General features: G+C 64.6%; 15 protein-coding genes. 4 read left to right on the top strand and 11 right to left on the bottom strand.

The features are described from left to right. Window positions 1-6: 6 nt before the first annotated feature. From nrfD to HV786_RS10515, 3 genes are all read right to left on the bottom strand, one after another. Complete coding sequence (gene nrfD, locus HV786_RS10525; RefSeq protein ID WP_175210777.1) at window positions 7-1041, bottom strand: NrfD/PsrC family molybdoenzyme membrane anchor subunit; 1035 nt, start codon at window positions 1039-1041, stop codon at window positions 7-9. 19 nt (window positions 1042-1060) lie between these two features. Further along, entirely contained in the window at window positions 1061-1834 is a 774-nt protein-coding gene (gene dsrO, locus HV786_RS10520; RefSeq protein ID WP_128828034.1) for a sulfate reduction electron transfer complex DsrMKJOP subunit DsrO, read from the bottom strand. A 74-nt stretch (window positions 1835-1908) separates the two neighbouring features. Further along, the gene (locus HV786_RS10515; protein ID WP_128828405.1) at window positions 1909-2463 is read right to left on the bottom strand and encodes a DNA-deoxyinosine glycosylase; all 555 of its coding nucleotides are present in this window, start codon (window positions 2461-2463) and stop codon (window positions 1909-1911) included. Window positions 2464-2635: 172 nt separating this feature from the next. Here HV786_RS10515 and HV786_RS10510 point away from each other — a divergent pair, with 172 nt between their 5' ends. Then, on the top strand, window positions 2636-3499 hold the full coding sequence (locus tag HV786_RS10510) for a pirin family protein (RefSeq protein WP_128828033.1): 864 nt from the start codon (window positions 2636-2638) through the stop codon (window positions 3497-3499). 105 nt (window positions 3500-3604) lie between these two features. Here HV786_RS10510 and HV786_RS10505 read toward each other — a convergent pair whose 3' ends face one another. From HV786_RS10505 to HV786_RS10490, 4 genes are all read right to left on the bottom strand, one after another. Next, window positions 3605-4864, bottom strand: coding sequence for a putative Na+/H+ antiporter (locus HV786_RS10505; RefSeq protein WP_128828032.1), 1260 nt, complete (start codon window positions 4862-4864; stop codon window positions 3605-3607). Window positions 4865-4911: 47 nt separating this feature from the next. Further along, complete coding sequence (locus HV786_RS10500) at window positions 4912-5406, bottom strand: hypothetical protein (RefSeq protein ID WP_128828031.1); 495 nt, start codon at window positions 5404-5406, stop codon at window positions 4912-4914. Between the two features lie 71 nt (window positions 5407-5477). After that, window positions 5478-6998: a tripartite tricarboxylate transporter permease gene (locus HV786_RS10495; protein ID WP_128828030.1), complete on the bottom strand. Its 1521-nt coding sequence runs from the start codon at window positions 6996-6998 to the stop codon at window positions 5478-5480. 3 nt (window positions 6999-7001) lie between these two features. Further along, on the bottom strand, window positions 7002-7487 hold the full coding sequence (locus HV786_RS10490) for a tripartite tricarboxylate transporter TctB family protein (protein WP_252870088.1): 486 nt from the start codon (window positions 7485-7487) through the stop codon (window positions 7002-7004). Window positions 7488-7830: 343 nt separating this feature from the next. Between HV786_RS10490 and HV786_RS10485 the strand changes: the two genes are divergently transcribed. Both HV786_RS10485 and HV786_RS10480 read left to right on the top strand, forming a co-directional pair. Further along, a complete protein-coding gene (locus HV786_RS10485; RefSeq protein WP_128828029.1) occupies window positions 7831-9216 on the top strand; it encodes a sensor histidine kinase in 1386 nt (461 codons plus the stop codon). Beyond that, complete coding sequence (locus HV786_RS10480; protein WP_128828028.1) at window positions 9213-10523, top strand: sigma-54-dependent transcriptional regulator; 1311 nt, start codon at window positions 9213-9215, stop codon at window positions 10521-10523. Before HV786_RS10485 ends, HV786_RS10480 begins: the two co-directional genes overlap by 4 nt. Here the strand turns inward: HV786_RS10480 and HV786_RS10475 are convergent. Genes HV786_RS10475 through HV786_RS10465 form a run of 3 tightly spaced genes read right to left on the bottom strand, consistent with a single transcriptional unit; the run spans window position 10488 to window position 13314 of the window. Next, on the bottom strand, window positions 10488-11678 hold the full coding sequence (locus tag HV786_RS10475; protein ID WP_128828027.1) for a GGDEF domain-containing protein: 1191 nt from the start codon (window positions 11676-11678) through the stop codon (window positions 10488-10490). The genes HV786_RS10480 and HV786_RS10475 overlap by 36 nt on opposite strands. A 53-nt stretch (window positions 11679-11731) precedes the next feature. Next, a complete protein-coding gene (locus tag HV786_RS10470; protein ID WP_128828403.1) occupies window positions 11732-12358 on the bottom strand; it encodes a class I SAM-dependent DNA methyltransferase in 627 nt (208 codons plus the stop codon). A 50-nt stretch (window positions 12359-12408) separates the two neighbouring features. Then, the gene (locus tag HV786_RS10465; RefSeq protein WP_128828026.1) at window positions 12409-13314 is read right to left on the bottom strand and encodes a LysR family transcriptional regulator; all 906 of its coding nucleotides are present in this window, start codon (window positions 13312-13314) and stop codon (window positions 12409-12411) included. A gap of 108 nt (window positions 13315-13422) precedes the next feature. Here HV786_RS10465 and HV786_RS10460 point away from each other — a divergent pair, with 108 nt between their 5' ends. Further along, entirely contained in the window at window positions 13423-14301 is an 879-nt protein-coding gene (locus HV786_RS10460) for an aldo/keto reductase family oxidoreductase (protein ID WP_128828025.1), read from the top strand. Window positions 14302-14386: 85 nt separating this feature from the next. Here the strand turns inward: HV786_RS10460 and HV786_RS10455 are convergent, their stop codons facing one another. After that, window positions 14387-16243 carry a phosphoenolpyruvate carboxykinase (GTP) gene (locus HV786_RS10455; RefSeq protein WP_056316142.1) on the bottom strand — a complete coding sequence of 619 codons (1857 nt, stop codon included), beginning with the start codon at window positions 16241-16243 and terminating at the stop codon, window positions 14387-14389. Window positions 16244-16282 lie beyond the last annotated feature (39 nt).

The raw sequence follows: 16282 nt of genomic DNA, 5'->3' as shown, positions 1-16282 counted from the left end.
GCGCGCTCAGGCGGCCACGGCGCGTGCGCGCGCGGGGTAGATGTCCAGGGCCCAGGTCACGACGGTGATCAGCGCCACGCACAGCCCCAGCACGCCCACCATGCCCAGCAGCCCATCGCTGCCCCAGGGCATGTCGTACAGGTACAGCCCCGCACCGTACTTGGGCACGCCCTGCACGCTCATGAAGACCACCCACCGGAAGATCCACGCCGCGCCCAGCATGGTCAGCGCCAACGCGGCCGACGGCAGCGGCGCGGCCAGCGTGCGTGCCGGCCGCTGCAGCAGCGCGACGATGCAGAAGGCCGTGATGACGGCGCCCGCCAGGCTCAGACGCCAGATCGGAAAGTCCGCGAAAAGCCGCAGCGCCGCCTCGAAAGACGCATCGAGTCCCGAGAGGCCCAGCAATGCCCACGCACCCGCGCCCATTGCCATCATCACGACCGCGGTCACGCTCAGCCGGCGCAGCATCGCCACCGGCAGCACGCGCAGTCCGCCGGGCAGCCAGCGGCCCACCAGGAACATCGCGCCCAGAGCGCCCAGCCAGGCGGTCAGCGCAAAGTTCACCGGCAGGAACACGGTGTGCCACAAGGGCCGCGAACGCAGCACCATCACCTCGGCGCCGGTGTAGACCAGGATGGACAGCGCCGACAGCGCCAGCGCCGCCGCCACCACCCGCAGCCACCCCATCCGGCCCCACCACCACACCGCGCAGAACAGCAGCGCCAGCGTCACGAAGACCGGCAGCAGCAACGCCCCCAGCCACATCCATGACCACGGCGTGATGTGCGCATAGAAGTGCCAGAAGCGGCCGGGCTGGTGCAGGTCGGCCAACAGCGACACCGGCGCGGCGATGGCGCTGACCAGCAGCACCGTCACCGCCGCCGGCAGCAGGCGGCGCGCGTCGGAGTCGGCCCGGCCGAAAGCCGCGAAGGCGGCGGTCAGCGCGGTTGTGGCGCTGATGCCGATGAGAAAGAAATACTGCACGGCCCAAGGCAGCCAGGCAGCGTCGTAGACCGGCGTGAGCAGTTCAGAGATTTGCATGAGTGTCTCCTTCCTTGGCTCAATGGCCGCCCGCCAGGCGCACGCCGGCCTGGCCGTCGACCTGGTGAACAAACGCATCGGGCAGGCCGATGTAAAAAACATGGGGATCGGTCTTCATCTCGGGCTTGAGCACCTTGATGTCCGCCTTGTGTTCGGCCAGCAACCGCGAAATGGCGCTGTCCGGATCGTTCATGTCCCCGATCACCCGGGCGCCGCCCACGCAGCTTTCCACGCACGCCGGCAGCAACCCCGCTTCCAGCCGGTGCTCGCAGAACGTGCACTTGTCGGCCGTCTGGGTCTCGTGATTGATGAAGCGCGCATCGTAGGGACAGGCCTGCACGCAGTAACCGCATCCCACGCAGCGCGCGTTGTCGACCAGCACGATGCCGTCTTCGCGCTGGAAGGTCGCCTGCACCGGGCAGACCGGCACACAGGGCGGCTTGTCGCAGTGGTTGCACAGGCGCGGCAGCATGACCATCGAACACGGCCCGCCCGCGTCGGGCGTGACCTCGTATTGCAGGACGGTGGTGCGGAACTGCCCGATGGGCGGCACGTTCTCCAGCGAACAGCTCACCGTACAGGACTGGCAGCCGATGCATTTGCGCATGTCGACAACCATGCCGTAGCGCTTGCCGGCCATGCCGGGCCGTCGCGGCGGCTGGCCATTAAGCTGGGGCGCGGCGTCGGCATGAATGGGAATGACGGTGGCCGCGGCGCCCAGGCCGAGCAGCCCTTTCAGAAAGCCACGCTTGCCCGGCAGCGGTGTTTCCGGGGGACTGGTGGGGGTGTGCATCGTTAAACTCCGAAACGTTTAGGTGTTACGGAAATTAACTTATCACTTGGAGTTATATAGAGCCTTGATAAGTGTCAATTGGGGGACGGAAGCTTCAGCGCCGGTGCCCACGCCGCGAGTTTCTGCGCGAAGCTGGCCGAAGCGTGCGCGGGGCTGGTCGAAGGCAGTTCAAAAAACTGAATTGAGGCGGCCGCAGGCAGGTTTGGCAACGCATGGCGCCGGAACATCGCTGCGGCCTTCGCGCCGTTGAAACAGATGCGCGTGATCGAGGGATATCGGCCCAGGAAGGCGTTGAAATCGTTCGGCACCAGCGTGTCGCCCCGGATATCGGCGTCCAGACTGCCCGGCCGTTCGCAAGCCTGCAGCACATCCCACAGCGCCACGCGGTTCGCCCGCAGTGCCTGCAGCCGCTCGTCGTAGCCCAGCCCGGCATCGAACCCGAAGATCTGCGCCGCCAGCGGCCAGAATGCATTGCGCGGATGCGCGTAATACTGCGCCTGCCGCAGCGACGCCACGCCCGGCATGGAGCCCAGCACCAGCACGCGCGGGCCGTCCCCCGCCACCGGGGCAAATCCCGTAACCACCGCCTCGCGCCGCGCCGCCGCGATGTCATTCCTGATCTTGTCCATGCCCGGAAGAATACCCGCCGCGACGCTGGCCCGCCCGCCTCGCCCGCATTGATCGTTCGCCACATGGAACGGTGCTTATCAATCACGAGCACTACCGGGAATGCCGATCCGCCCTTATCTTCTTCCCTATGACGAACGGCCCCGAAGGGGCCGCGCAACAGGAAACCTCACCATGAAGAAGATCCTCGGCGTGCACGCCAGCCCCCGTCCCCACTGGGTGGGCGACGGATTTCCGGTGCGCTCCATGTTCTCGTACAACGACAAAGGCCGCGACACCAGCCCGTTCCTGCTGCTGGACTACGCCGGCCCCGCCGAATTCGGTCCGGCCAGCCAGCCCCGCGGCGTCGGCCAGCACCCGCACCGCGGCTTCGAGACCGTGACCATCGTCTACAGCGGCGAAGTCGAACATCGCGACTCCACCGGCAACGGCGGCGTCATCGGCCCCGGCGACGTCCAATGGATGACGGCGGCGTCCGGCATCCTGCACGAGGAATTCCATTCCCACGCCTTCACCCGCACGGGCGGCAAACTGGAAATGGTGCAGCTCTGGGTCAACCTGCCCGCCAAGGACAAGAAGGCGCCGGCCGGCTACCAAGGCATTCTGAACGCAGACATCCCGGTCGTGCCCCTGCCTGACGACGCCGGCACGCTACGCGTGATCGCCGGCAACTACGCCGGCCACGCGGGTCCCGCCCGGACCTTCACGCCGATGGACGTGTGGGACGTGAAACTGGCGGCGGGCAAGACGGCAACCTTCCCCGTTGCCGCGGGCCGCAACAGCATGCTCGTGATGCTGCGCGGCACGGTGCTGGTCAACGGCGAATCCGTCGCGCGGGATGCGCAATTGGCACTGTTCTCCAAAGAGGGAGAAGACATCACGGTCGAAGCGAATAACGACGCGGTGTTTTTGATCTTGAGCGGGGAGCCGATTGATGAACCCGTGGTCGGGTATGGGCCGTTCGTGATGAACTCGCAAGCGGAGATCGTCGAGGCGATCCAGGACTTCAATGCCGGAAAGTATGGGCAGATGGGGTAAGGGTTGCCACAATGTGAAGGGCAAAGCCGCGCATTCTTGTGCGGCTTTGCGCGTTTTGGCCCCTCCCTGCGCGGGCTTGTTCGCTAAGGGGACCGAATCGACTTCTCAAAGAAAAAAGAGGAACGCAGCGGCAATGGCCGTGGGCACCAGCGCACCAGACAACAACCCCAGCATGCTGACGGCGCCATTGGCGAAGCCGCCTCGAAGCAACGCCACGCCCGCCGGGTTGGGCGCGTTGGCGATGACGGTCAACCCGCCGCCTGCCACCGCGCCGGCCACCAGCATGTACTGGGCCTGGCCGGAAATGCCGTCAATGAGCGAACCCAGATAGGTCAGCGCGGCGTTGTCTGTGATTGCGGTCAGCGCCAATGCGCCCACAAACAGCACGTTGGGTTCGAGCCCGCTCACGATGGGTTGCAACCACCACTGTTGCATGCCGCCCAACACCACCAGCCCTGCAAGAAAGAAGCCGACCAACAGCGCCTCTTTGATGATGAGCGGACTTTGACTGCCCTTGTAAGCCTGCGTGTAACCGATGAAGAACAGGAACAGCGCCAGGAAGATGATCGGGTGGTGCGCGGTGAACACGACCGCGGCCAAAAAGAACAAGTGCACGGCGATGACGACCGGCGACATTGGGGCCGCGGCCTTCTTGGTCGACAACACATCCCCAGAACGCAGGTAAGGACGCAGCAACACGGTCACGAGCGTGGCATTGACCAGCACGGCCAGCGCCGCCTTCCAGCCAAACGTGGTGAACATGAAAGCGCTATCCCACCCCCAGGTCGAGGCCACCATCAGAACGGGCGGCGCAGCATAGGATGTCAGCGTGCCGCCAATCGAGATGTTCACGAACAGGACACCCAGCGCCAGGTACTTCAGCCGCTCCGGCATGTCGCGATGGAAGACCTGCGGCGCCAGCATCATGGCCGCAATCGTCATGGCGGCCGGTTCGGTCACCAGGGATCCCGCCAACGGGACCAGCGCCAGGCATAGCCACGCCTTGGCGGTCTGGTCCTGAACGGGCAGGACCCGCGCCACGCGTTCGACAAGCCGCATCACCACCGTCAACACCGGCAACGAGGCCGCGATGACCATCACGACAAATACGAAAGCCGGTTCCGTGTAGTTGCGCGATTCGGCATACGCCAGCGCCGAGCCGCCCGACGCGGCCAACGCCATCAGGATGAGCAGGATCGCCGCCCAAAATCCAAAAACGACTTCGACCTCACCCAAGAGATGCAGCAGACCGCCATGACGTTTGCTGCGATGCGCCAGGCGCAGGAAGATCGGCGCGGAAAAGGTGTGCAGCAAGGCAATCGCAAAAACAATGGCGGCGATGATTTGCAGTCCGGACTCTGTCACGTTGGCGTTCCTGTGTAAAAAAGGGATGAGTGTTTGTGACCCGGATTTCAGAACCGAGCGGACGAGACCCGCGCAACTTCCACCCAGAGACGCGTCATGACGACATGCCTGACCAGGTCGAACAAATGGGCAGGCGCATTGGCGGGCACCAAAACGCGCCGTATCAGTCCCTGCAAATCCACACGCACGCACGGCTGAGACGCGGGCCGCACGCGTTGGCGTGAAAGCGTTCGCAGGCGCACGCGGCTCTTTGAAGGCATGTCGATTTTCAGTACGGCGTCTTCCGGGGGCAGCACGGCGTGATGCAGCGCGTCGAGTGTCGTGCAGACATAGACCGAACCCGGATCGGCCGCGTCATCCTGGATTCGCCGATTCCACTCCTGAGAACCGACCAAGGTTGCCGTGGAGCCGCGCTTTGGAAGGTCAAAGCGCAAGTGGCTGAATTCAAGCAGTTCGATGAATTCCACAAAGGGAAGCTCGCGAACGACCGTCAGCGCCTCTGCGGCCTTGTTGGTGTCCTGACTCAGCCCCAGTTGCTTCATCACTCCCTCCTGTAAATAAAAAAAGGGGCCAGCCAGTGGCCCCCGAATATCGGCGCTTCGCCGCTTGGCGGTCAGGCGTTGGCCTGGACGCGCTCAAGCTCACGGACGCGCTTGCGATTGCGCACCGTCGAGAACACCAGCCAGGCGGCAAGCGCCAGGATCGCATAGACAAAGCCGGCGCTGATCGGACGATCAACGAAAACGCTCATGCTGCCGCGCGACAACAGCAACGCACGGCGGAAGTTCTCTTCGACCATCGGACCCAGCACGAAACCCAGCAAGAGCGGCGCGGGGGAAAACCGAAGCTTCAGGAACAGGTAGCCGACCAGGCCAAGCACCAGCACCATGCCCACGTCGAACAGGTTGTTGTTCGTGCTGTAGACGCCGACACACACGAAGAACAGCGCAGACGGGAAAAGATACTTGTAGGGGACTTTCAACAGTCTTGCCCACATGCCGATCAGCGGCAGGTTCATCACGACGAGCATGATGTTGCCGATCCAGAAGCTGGCAATCAGCCCCCAGAACAGGTCGGCGTGCTCGGTCACCATCTGCGGGCCAGGCTGAATGCCGTGGATGATCAACGCGCCCAGCATCAGGGCCATCACCGAGTCGCCGGGAATGCCCAGGCTCATGGTGGGAATGAAGCTGGTCTGCGCGGCCGAGTTGTTGGCCGCTTCCGGACCCGCCACGCCTTCAATGGCGCCATTGCCAAAGCGCTTGGGGGTTTTCGAAACGCGCTTTTCGACGGCATAGGACATGAACGAAGCGATCGTCGCGCCCGTCCCGGGCAGGATGCCCAGCACGGCGCCGATGGCGCTGCCGCGTGCGATCGGCATGGCCGAGCTCTTGATATCGCCGGGTTCCGGACGCACCGACATCTTGGGGCCTGCGCCCACGGTGGTGGCCTTGCCTATGCGATTGACGTTGGCAAAGAAGTCCGCAAGACCAAACAGGCCCATCGCCAGCGCCACCAGCGGGATGCCGTCGCTCAGTTCGATGACGCCGAAGCCGAAGCGGATGGTTCCCGTGTTGACATCAGTGCCCACGACACCCAGCAACAACCCGAGAAAGACCATCGCAATGCCCTTGATCGCCGAGCCCTTGGCAAGCGTTGCGCCGGCAAACAAGCCCAGCATCATCATCGAGAAATATTCCGCCGGGCCAAACTGAAATGCGACCTCAACCAGCAGCGGCGAAAACAGGATCATGATGACGATGCCCACGCTGGCGCCGACGAAGGACGCCATGACCAGCATGAACAGGGCCGATCCTGACTTGCCCTGCCGGGCCAGGGGATTGCCGTCCAGGCACGTCACCGCGTGTGACGGCGTACCGGGCAAATTCAGCAGAATGCAGGTGATGCCACCACCATATTGCGCGCCGTAATAAATACCGGCCAGCATCATGAGCGCGGCCACCGGGGTCATCGCGTACGTCAGCGGCAGCAGGATCGAGATGGCCGCCAGCACGCCCATGCCCGGCAGCACGCCGATCATGTTGCCCATGAAGACGCCAAAGAGTGACCACAGCAGGTTTTCCCACTGCAACGCCACGGAAAAGCCATGCAATACGTTGTCAAAAAGATCCATGATTCAACCCCAGCGCAGCATCGGAAACTGCAATTGCAGCGCCCAGGAAAACACCACCGCGCCAAAGACGGTCATCGCAAGCGCGAGGATGGCGGCAGACTTGACCGAGTTGGACGTATCGCCCAGCGCAGAGACGAACACCAGCGCGAAAGTGGCTGGCAAGAACCCCAGGAAACTGCCCAGGACGATGAACAGCGCGATGCCGCCCGCAATGCACGCCATGCCGCGCACGCGTTCGCGCCGCGTCGGCTGGGGCAATTGCTCTTCCAACATCGCTTCCTGCACTTCGTCAGGATCTGGGCTAAGCGGGACCAGGATGCCCAGCGCCACCAGAAAGCAGCCGACCATCAACGGAAAATAACCGGGGCCCATCCGGGCCAGTTCCCCGATGTTGTACGAGATCGCTTCAAGAATAGTCAGCGCGCCGCACAGGGCGATGAACGCCCCGCCCCATAAATCGCGCTTCCTGGAAAATATGGTGCTGCCCACGGCTTGCTCCCCTGTTTGTTGTCGAAAGATCCTGGCGCGCGGGATGTCGCGAGCCGAAGGAGGAGGCACTTTAAGAAGGACGCCTTGCAATTCGCTTTCACGGCTGGACACGCGAAATTCGGGTAAACCAGCAGCGGCGGCCAGATACGTTCACGCTGGCGTGAATGAATGAACAGCCGTTCACACGGCATGTTCACAAAAGTGAACAACGGCCGACGATTCCTCATCGAATAAGCGGTTGGCACGGATCTTGTCCACGCGCCGCTCGCTTTCCATTGCTTGCAACTGCAATGCCCGAATCGTCCAAGGCATAATCGCCCTTTTCCGCCTGCTGGCGCCCCGCATGCTCCGATTGCCCCTCACTGCAAGAATTCCGCTTGCCGTCTCGTTGCTGTTCCTCGTGATATCCGCCGCGCTGATTTCCTTGGCGCTGCATGGCGTGTCACGCCAGTTCGACAGGCAGGTCGCCAATTTGGGACAGGTTTATCTGGACGGGCTGTCCGCGGCGATTCTTCCGGCAGTGCGCGCCGGAGACACCGCGCAGATGGACGACGTGCTCAACCGGGCACTGGATACGCACTTGGGCGTGGTCGATCGAACCCTTGCCGTGGTCACCGCCGATCGCCGCATCCTGGCCCACGTGGCACGCTATCCCGAGGTCGAGCCGATTCCCCTGGCATCATTTGTGGACACCGCCGGCACGCTTGTCAGCCCGCGATCGGAAGGCGTGTGGACATGGCGCTTGCTGGACGACACGCGGCCCGGGCTGGGAACCGTAGTGGCAAACCTTGATGTCAGTGATTTTCTTCGGCAACGGCAGGCCCTTGCCTGGGAACTGGGCCTGGTTGGATTGGCAATCAGCCTGATTGGCGCGGCGTTGTGCTTTGGCATGGCACGACGGCTTCAACGCCCGATCATTTCCTTGACGGAAGCGCTGCGCGCCGGCCCGGAGAATCGCCTGCGCCCCATGCCGGTAAACACCACGGACCCCGAACTGCAGCAACTGCTGTCGGCCTACAACTGGATGATTGAAGGCGTGCTGGAACGTGAAGCGCTGACGCAACGCAGCGCCCGCATCGAACGTGAGGCCGTGCTGGGAAGGATGTCGGCGGCGCTTGCTCACGAAGTGCGCAATCCGTTGGGCGGGCTGCGTACCGCCGTGCAGACGCTTAGGCAATTCGGAGACCGCAGCGACGTTCGCAGCGAGTCGCTCGGCTTCATCGAACGCGGCGTCGAAACTCTGCAAGCCGTCGTGGACGCCAGCCTTCGCACCTTTCGGCCAGGCAACGCGCTGTTGCGTGAAGCGGATATCGCCGACATCCGCCTGATGGTGGGGGCACAAGCCAGCCGGGGCGGCGTGCGCGTGGAACTTCATTGCGAAGGCCTTCAGGAGCGGCGTCTCGCGCTGCCCGCGGGCGCCGTCCGGCAGGTGTTGCTCAATCTGGTGCTCAACGCCATCCAGGCGTCGGCGCCAGGCGAACTGGTGCGCGTCTTCGCGCGTGCCCGCGATGGCGCCCTGACGCTGCATGTGGCCGATGCCGGAAGAGGCTTGCCGCCCGCCGCACGACGCGCATTGACGGGATGCCCGACAGACGGTGACGGGATGGGGCTGGGCATCGTGGCCGATCTGATAAAAGCCATGCGAGGGGGGCTGCGCGTCACGTCCCTCGCAAGCGGCACGCGCATTTCCGTGCGTCTACCCTTTGGCATACAGGAACAAGCGCCTTGAACGATATACAGGTTTTGCTGATCGAAGACGACGAACTGCTGGGTGGCGCGTTGTTGCAGCGACTGCGGCTTGAAGGCATTTCCGCGCAGTGGGCGCAGAGCTGCGCGCAAGCGGTCGAACTGTTTCGCAGGACGCGTATGCGGCCGGCGTTTCTGTTGGCCGATATCCGGCTTCCCGACGGCTCCGGCGAAGACCTGTACCGGCGCCTCATTCCCCATCTGGCCAGCACCACCGTGGTTTTTGCGACGGCCTATGGCGATATCGCGCAGGCGGTACGGCTGGTGGGGGCCGGCGCCAACGACTATCTGACCAAGCCCTACGACACCGATGCGCTGGTGGCGCGCATCCGGTCGGTCATCGCCGCGCAACCCGCCGGCCCTCACGATGACGTCGTCGAGAACCCCTTCGCCACACACGACGAGACCTTCGCGGTGGCGCAGGAGCTTGAACGCCTGGCCGCCAGTTCGCTGCCGGTGCTCTTCGAAGGCGAGACGGGATCGGGCAAGGACCGTGCCGCCCGCTACATGCACTCGCGCTCGCCTTACGCGGCGGGCCCATTTGTCGCGGTCAATTGCGCCACATTGGCGACGGAGCTTGTGGAAAGCCTGTTGTTCGGACACGTGAAAGGAGCCTTCAGCGGCGCCAGCACCGCGCGCGAGGGCTTGTTTTCACAAGCCAGCGGCGGCACGCTTTATCTGGACGAAGTCGCTGAACTGACGCCCAGAGCACAAGCCGTCCTGCTGGGGGTTCTGGAAAACGGCCAATACCGGCCGCTGGGCGACGGCGCCGCAAGGCAAACGCATTGCCGGATTGTGTCCAGCACCAGTTCGGACCTGCAAGCCGCAATGACCCAAGGCACGTTTCGTCCCGATCTGTACTATCGGCTGACCGTGGCCAGCATCGCGACGCCACCGCTGCGGCATCGGCTCGGCGCATTGCCAGACCTGGCGCGCGCCTTGCTGGCGCAGCAGTTGCCCGCCGGGGCTGCGCTGTCATCCGACGCCATAGAGGCGATGCGCGAGTACGCCTGGCCGGGCAACATACGCGAACTGAAGAATCGCATCGCCCGCGCAGCGGTCATGACGGATGACACGACGATAACAAGCGGCGACATCTTCCCGGAAAGCAAGCTCGTGGAAACGCCGGACCTGGCCGCCACCCGGTTTGGCGCCGAACAGCGTGCGATCCAGCAAGCCATTGCGGAGTCTGGTGGCCATATGGGCCAGGCCGCGAAACTCCTCGGCATTTCGCGGACGACGCTATGGAAGAAGCTACGCGCCGCTCGGGGCGAAGATACCGGGAGTTGAAAGGTCCACCTCCACCCGATTGCGCCCCGCCGCCTTCCCGCGATAGAGCGCCGCATCGGCCTCGCGCAGCGCTTCCTCCAGCGCATCCGCCCCATCAAACCGTGACGACACGCCGATGGTCACGGTGCAGCGCAGCCGCTCGTTCGCGCCGGTGACACGGATCGGCTGGCTCTCGATGCTGGCCCGCAGGCGCTCTGCCAGCACCATCACATCGGCCACGTCCGATTCGAGCAGAATGGCGACAAACTCCTCTCCCCCGATCCGGCCGGTCAGATCACCCCGGCGCACGCCCGCACGCAGCAACCCCGCCACATGGCAGATCACCTCGTCCCCGGCCTGGTGGCCGTAGGTGTCGTTGATGCGCTTGAAGTGATCGACGTCCAACACCAGTAAATACGCCGGCTTTGCATTGCGCCCATTGAAATACTGGACGAGCGCATCCGAGAGACCGCGCCTGTTGAGCAGATCCGTCATCGGATCCCGCGCCGCCATATTCCGCAGGCTGTCCGTCAAACGGCGCAGCACCAGCCAGACAATCGACGGCGGCACGATGGTGGCGAGGGTGGACATATAGATGTAGAAAATCATCTGGAAGCGGCTGTCCATGTGCAGCGCATCCAGGCCGCCCTCCATGATTTTCAGGAACTTCAACGCGTTCAGCACGCAGATCCCGCCAATCAGGCACGCGAAGAAGATCATTTCCGCGCGCAAGTCCTTGGCGAAGGTTCTTGTGCCGCATAGCACCGTGATCGACATCGCAAAGAAAAGCAGCGTGGCCGAAGCGGCGAGCATGGCGTAGCGGGCTTCCGGGCCCATCTGCCATTGCACCCACCATTGCGCCATGCCGTACACGAGACAGAATGCCAGCAGCGGCTGCCACAAGCGGACCTGATGTCCGAAGAACAGCATGGCGCCCAGCAGATAGGCGATTGGGGCGGCCAGCGTGAGGCAGTGGTTGACGACGCTCATGAGGCTCCACGCGGGGCCGCCTTCGATGAGTTGAAGGATGTAGGCGGCCGCCAGCAGCAGGTTGCCGACGGCAAAAAAGTCCATCCCCATCCTGTTGCCAGGCAGACGACGGCTGATAAGCAAAAACATGCCGGAAAAGCACAGCAGGTGTGCGCACAGCATGCCAACGAGCGTGGAGGCAACCATGAGAGAGACGTCAAGAAAGGAAGCAGATTTCCAGCACCGGCGTGAAGCCGGCGCTAATCGCGCCGCCAGACGCTCGCCAGCCACGGCTGCTGCTCGCGCGGCAGCCCATCGGGCCGGTAGTAATGCTCCAGCTCCTCGAAGCCGGCGGCCTGCATCAGCGCCCGCCAGCCTTCAAGATCGTGATACGCGCCATAGCGCCCGCGATTCCAGCCTTCCTGATTGCCGCCCCGCGGATTCGAGCTGAACAACACGCCGCGCGGCCGCAGCGTGGCATGGAGCTCGCGCAGCACGCGGGGCAATTCCTGCCCCGGCACATGGAACAGCACGGCGTTGGCGAAGATGCCGTCAAAGCGCGCCGCGGGCAGTTGGAGCTGCAGGAAATCCTGCTCCCAGACCTCGCAACCGCTTGCCGCGCGCGCCATTTGCACAAACCGCGGCGTGCCGTCCAGGCCGACGGGCCGGTGTCCCATCGCCAGGAAAGTCTTCAGGTCACGGCCCGGTCCACACCCGAGATCCAGGATATCGAAGGGCGGCTCGCCGTCGATGTGACGCAGCAAGGCGGCGATGTTCTGGCTGACGTCGTGGTCCTGCGTGCCGGCCTGGAACGAATCGGCGTTCTCTTCGTAATGGGCGAGCGTCAGGGACGTAATCTTGGCGAGGTCTTCGGGATCCAGGTGCATGGGGCGATTGTGCATCAAACGGCGCAGGCCGGCGAGACCGAGCGCACCTTTCAGGAAATCGGCTGCGCCTTGATGAAGTCGATCAGCGCCTTGAGCGGCGAAGGCACTAGCCGTCGGCCGGAGTAATACAGAAACGGTCCCGAGAACTGCGGCCACCAGGGCTCCAGCACGGGTTCCAGCGCGCCGCTTTCGAAGTGCAAGCGCAGCCAGTCTTCGAACAGATACACGACACCGACGCCCGCGATGGCCGCATCCACGGCCAGGTCGACCGCGCCGCCGATCTGCACGACCAGCGGACCCGATGCGTCGATGCGCACCGATTCCCCGTCACGCTCGAACTCCCACGGCGGCATTGACCCGCTGGGGAACCGGCCGCGCAGGCAGGCGTGCTGCATCAGGGCTTCGGGATGGGCGGGGCGTCCGTGCCGGTCCAGGTAGGCGGGCGAGGCGCCGGCCGCAAAACGCTGCACGCGCGGGCCGATGGGCACGGCGATCATGTCCTGTTCCAGCCGGTCGTCGTAGCGGATGCCGGCGTCGCACCCGGCGGCCAGCACGTCGACGAAGCTCTCTTCGGCCACGACTTCCAGGCGGATGTCGGGATAGGCGGCAAGGAAGGCCGGCACGATGGACGGCAGCACCAGCCGCGCGGCGCTGAGCGGCACATTGAGCCTGAGCGTGCCGGCGGGCTTGTCGCGAAACACGTTGACGGCGTCCAGCGCCGCCTCCACTTCCGTCAGCGCGGGCGCCAGCCGGGCCAGCAGTTCCTGGCCGGCCTGCGTCAGCGCGACCGAGCGCGTGGTGCGGTTAAAGAGCCGCACCCCTAGTTGCGCCTCAAGGCGGCGCACGGTGTCGCTTAACCGCGAGGCGCTGGTGCCGGCCGTGCGGGCCGCTTCGCGAAAGCCCTGCGCGCGCGCCACCGCGACGAAGGCGTTGAGGTCATCGAGGTCGGTCGCCATTGTTCATTTTTCCGTACAAGCCGTGCGGATTGTATTGGCTTATCAGGCGGCGATGGAAGTTCTATCGTTTGGCCCATGCCCCCCCTTTCATTTCAAACAGGATCAGACATGACTCAACTCGCAGACAGCGGCACCTACGCCCTCGGCTCGCGCCAGGTTTATCGGCTTGGCTACGGCGCCATGCAGCTTGCCGGCCCCGGCGTTTTCGGGCCGCCCAAGGATCGCGACGCCGCGCTGGCCGTCCTGCGCGAGGCCGTGGCCGCGGGCGTCAACCACATCGACACCAGCGATTTCTACGGCCCGCACATCACCAACCAGCTGATTCGCGAGGCACTGGCCCCCTATTCCGATGAGCTGGTGATCGTGACCAAGGTGGGCGCGGTGCGCGGCGACGATGCGTCCTGGAATCCCGCGTTCTCGGCCGAACAGCTGACCCGCGCGGTGCACGACAACCTGCGCAACCTGGGACGGGACGTGCTGGACGTGGTCAACCTGCGCGCCATGTTCGACGTGCACGGCCCGGCGGAAGGCTCCATCGAGGAACCGCTGTCCGTGCTGGCGGGCCTGCAGCAGCAAGGCCTGATCCGGCACATCGGGCTGAGCAACGTGACGCCCACGCAGGTGGCGCAGGGCCGCGGCATCTGCGACATCGTGTGCGTGCAGAACCAGTACAACGTCGCGCACCGGGCCGACGATGCGCTGATCGACGACCTGGCGCGCGAAGGGATCCCCTATGTGCCGTTCTTTCCGCTGGGCGGCTTCAGCCCGTTGCAGTCGTCCGTCCTGAACGACGCCGCGGCGCGGATCGGCGCGACGCCGATGCAGACGGCGCTGGCCTGGCTGCTGCGCCGCTCACCCAACATCCTGCTGATTCCGGGAACGTCTTCCCCGAAACACCTGCGGGAAAACCTGGCAGCCGCGTCGCTGCAGTTGCCGGACGACGTGGCCAAGGCGCTGGACGGCATCGCGGCCAGCAAGACGCATTAAGCCCCCTGGGCTGAACCCGCTGCACGCAAAAAAACCCGCCTGCGCAAAGCAGGCGGGTTTGTTCAAACCACCGGATCCAGCAGTCTCAAGCCGCCAGACGGCCTTCGATCTCGGTCTTGGTGGTGCGCAGTTCGTCGGGCAGGCCTTGCGACAGCTGGCCGAAGAGCTCGTGGTGCAGCGCCAGTTCTTCGCGCCAGGCGTTCTCGTCCACCGACATGACCTGCTCGAACTTGTCCGGGCTGAATTCCAGTCCGGTCCAGTCGATGTCCTGGTAGCTGGGCGACACGCCGAACACCTGGTCCACGCCCTTGGATTGGCCGTCGATGCGGCCCAGCATCCAGCGCAGCACACGCATGTTGTCGCCAAAGCCCGGCCAGACGAACTTGCCGTCCGGACCCTTGCGGAACCAGTTCACGCAATAGATGCGCGGCAGGGTCGCGCCGGCGGCTTCGAGCTGCTTGCCCAGATTGAGCCAGTGGCCGAAGTAGTCGCTCATGTTGTAGCCGCAGAACGGCAGCATGGCGAACGGGTCGCGGCGCACCACGCCTTGCTGGCCGGCGGCCGCGGCGGTGGTCTCGGAGCCCATCGTGGCGGCCATGTAGACGCCTTCGACCCAGTTGCGGGCTTCGGTGACGAGCGGCACGGTGGTGGAGCGGCGGCCGCCGAAGATGAACGCGTCGATGACCACGCCCTTGGGGTTTTCCCATTCGGGGTCGATGGACGGGCACTGCGAGGCGGGCGCGGTGAAGCGCGCGTTCGGGTGCGCGGCCTTACGGCCGGTTTCGCGCGCGATTTCAGGCGTCCAGTCCTTGCCCTGCCAGTCGACCAGGTGCGCCGGCGGCGTGTCGGTCATGCCTTCCCACCAGACGTCGCCGTCGTCGGTCAGCGCGACGTTGGTGAAGATGACGTTGGCCTTGAGCGTGGCCATGGCGTTGAAGTTGGTCTGCTCGCTGGTGCCGGGGGCCACGCCAAAGTAGCCGGCCTCGGGGTTGATGGCGTGCAGGCGGCCGTCCGGGCCGGGCTTGATCCAGGCGATGTCGTCGCCAATGGTGGTGACCTTCCAGCCGTCCATGCCTTGCGGCGGGATCAGCATGGCGAAGTTGGTCTTGCCGCAGGCCGACGGGAAGGCGGCCGCGACGTGGTACTTGCGGCCCTTGGGCGAAGTCACGCCCAGGATCAGCATGTGTTCGGCCAGCCAACCCTGGTCGCGGCCCATCGTGGATGCGATGCGCAGCGCAAAGCACTTCTTGCCCAGCAGCGCGTTACCGCCATAGCCGGAGCCGTAGCTCCAGATTTCGCGGGTCTTGGGGAAGTGCACGATGTACTTGGTGGGGTTGCACGGCCAGGCCACGTCGGCCTCGCCTTCGGCCAGCGGCTTGCCGACCGAATGCAGGCAGGGCACGAAGTCGCCATCGGTGCCCAGCACGTCATAGACCTGCTTGCCCATGCGCGTCATGATGCGCATGTTCACGGCCACGTACGGGCTGTCGGACAGTTCGACGCCGATGTGGGCGATGTCCGAACCCAGCGGGCCCATCGAGAACGGCACCACGTACAGCGTGCGGCCGCGCATGGCGCCGTCGAACAGGCCGTTCAGCGTGTCGCGCATTTCGGCCGGGTCGGCCCAGTTGTTGGTGGGGCCGGCGTCTTCGGCGCGGTCCGAGCAGATGAAGGTGCGGTCTTCAACCCGCGCCACGTCGGACGGGTCGGACCACGCGAGATAGGAATTGGGGCGCTTGGCGGGGTTGAGCCGGCGCATGGTGCCGGACTGGACCATCTGCTCGCACAAGCGGTCGTACTCTTCCTGCGAGCCATCGCACCACACGACGCGATCGGGCTTGGCCAGCGCGACGAAACTGGCAACCCAGTCGATCAGTCCGCGGTGCTTGACGTACGCGGGCACGTTCAAGGCTGCCAGTCCCCCGTCCAAAGGCTTATTCATTGGGGTTATCTCCATACTTTGGCTAAAGGTGATACGGCC

This window comes from Achromobacter mucicolens, assembly GCF_902859725.1.
Classification (GTDB): domain Bacteria; phylum Pseudomonadota; class Gammaproteobacteria; order Burkholderiales; family Burkholderiaceae_B; genus Achromobacter; species Achromobacter mucicolens.
Note: the sequence above shows the minus strand (reverse complement) of the source record. Positions and strands in the feature narration are given on the sequence as shown.

Excerpts from the sequence above, each read along its gene's own strand:
- HV786_RS10510 (WP_128828033.1), top strand. The coding sequence starts at position 2,636 with ATGAAGAAGATCCTCGGCGTGCACGCCAGCCCCCGTCCCCACTGGGTG.
- nrfD (WP_175210777.1), bottom strand. The coding sequence starts at position 1,041 with ATGCAAATCTCTGAACTGCTCACGCCGGTCTACGACGCTGCCTGGCTG.
- HV786_RS10475 (WP_128828027.1), bottom strand. The coding sequence starts at position 11,678 with ATGGTTGCCTCCACGCTCGTTGGCATGCTGTGCGCACACCTGCTGTGC.
- HV786_RS10495 (WP_128828030.1), bottom strand. The coding sequence starts at position 6,998 with ATGGATCTTTTTGACAACGTATTGCATGGCTTTTCCGTGGCGTTGCAG.
- HV786_RS10465 (WP_128828026.1), bottom strand. The coding sequence starts at position 13,314 with ATGGCGACCGACCTCGATGACCTCAACGCCTTCGTCGCGGTGGCGCGC.
- dsrO (WP_128828034.1), bottom strand. The coding sequence starts at position 1,834 with ATGCACACCCCCACCAGTCCCCCGGAAACACCGCTGCCGGGCAAGCGT.
- HV786_RS10455 (WP_056316142.1), bottom strand. The coding sequence starts at position 16,243 with ATGAATAAGCCTTTGGACGGGGGACTGGCAGCCTTGAACGTGCCCGCG.
- HV786_RS10485 (WP_128828029.1), top strand. The coding sequence starts at position 7,831 with ATGCTCCGATTGCCCCTCACTGCAAGAATTCCGCTTGCCGTCTCGTTG.
- HV786_RS10470 (WP_128828403.1), bottom strand. The coding sequence starts at position 12,358 with ATGCACCTGGATCCCGAAGACCTCGCCAAGATTACGTCCCTGACGCTC.
- HV786_RS10500 (WP_128828031.1), bottom strand. The coding sequence starts at position 5,406 with ATGAAGCAACTGGGGCTGAGTCAGGACACCAACAAGGCCGCAGAGGCG.
- HV786_RS10460 (WP_128828025.1), top strand. The coding sequence starts at position 13,423 with ATGACTCAACTCGCAGACAGCGGCACCTACGCCCTCGGCTCGCGCCAG.
- HV786_RS10515 (WP_128828405.1), bottom strand. The coding sequence starts at position 2,463 with ATGGACAAGATCAGGAATGACATCGCGGCGGCGCGGCGCGAGGCGGTG.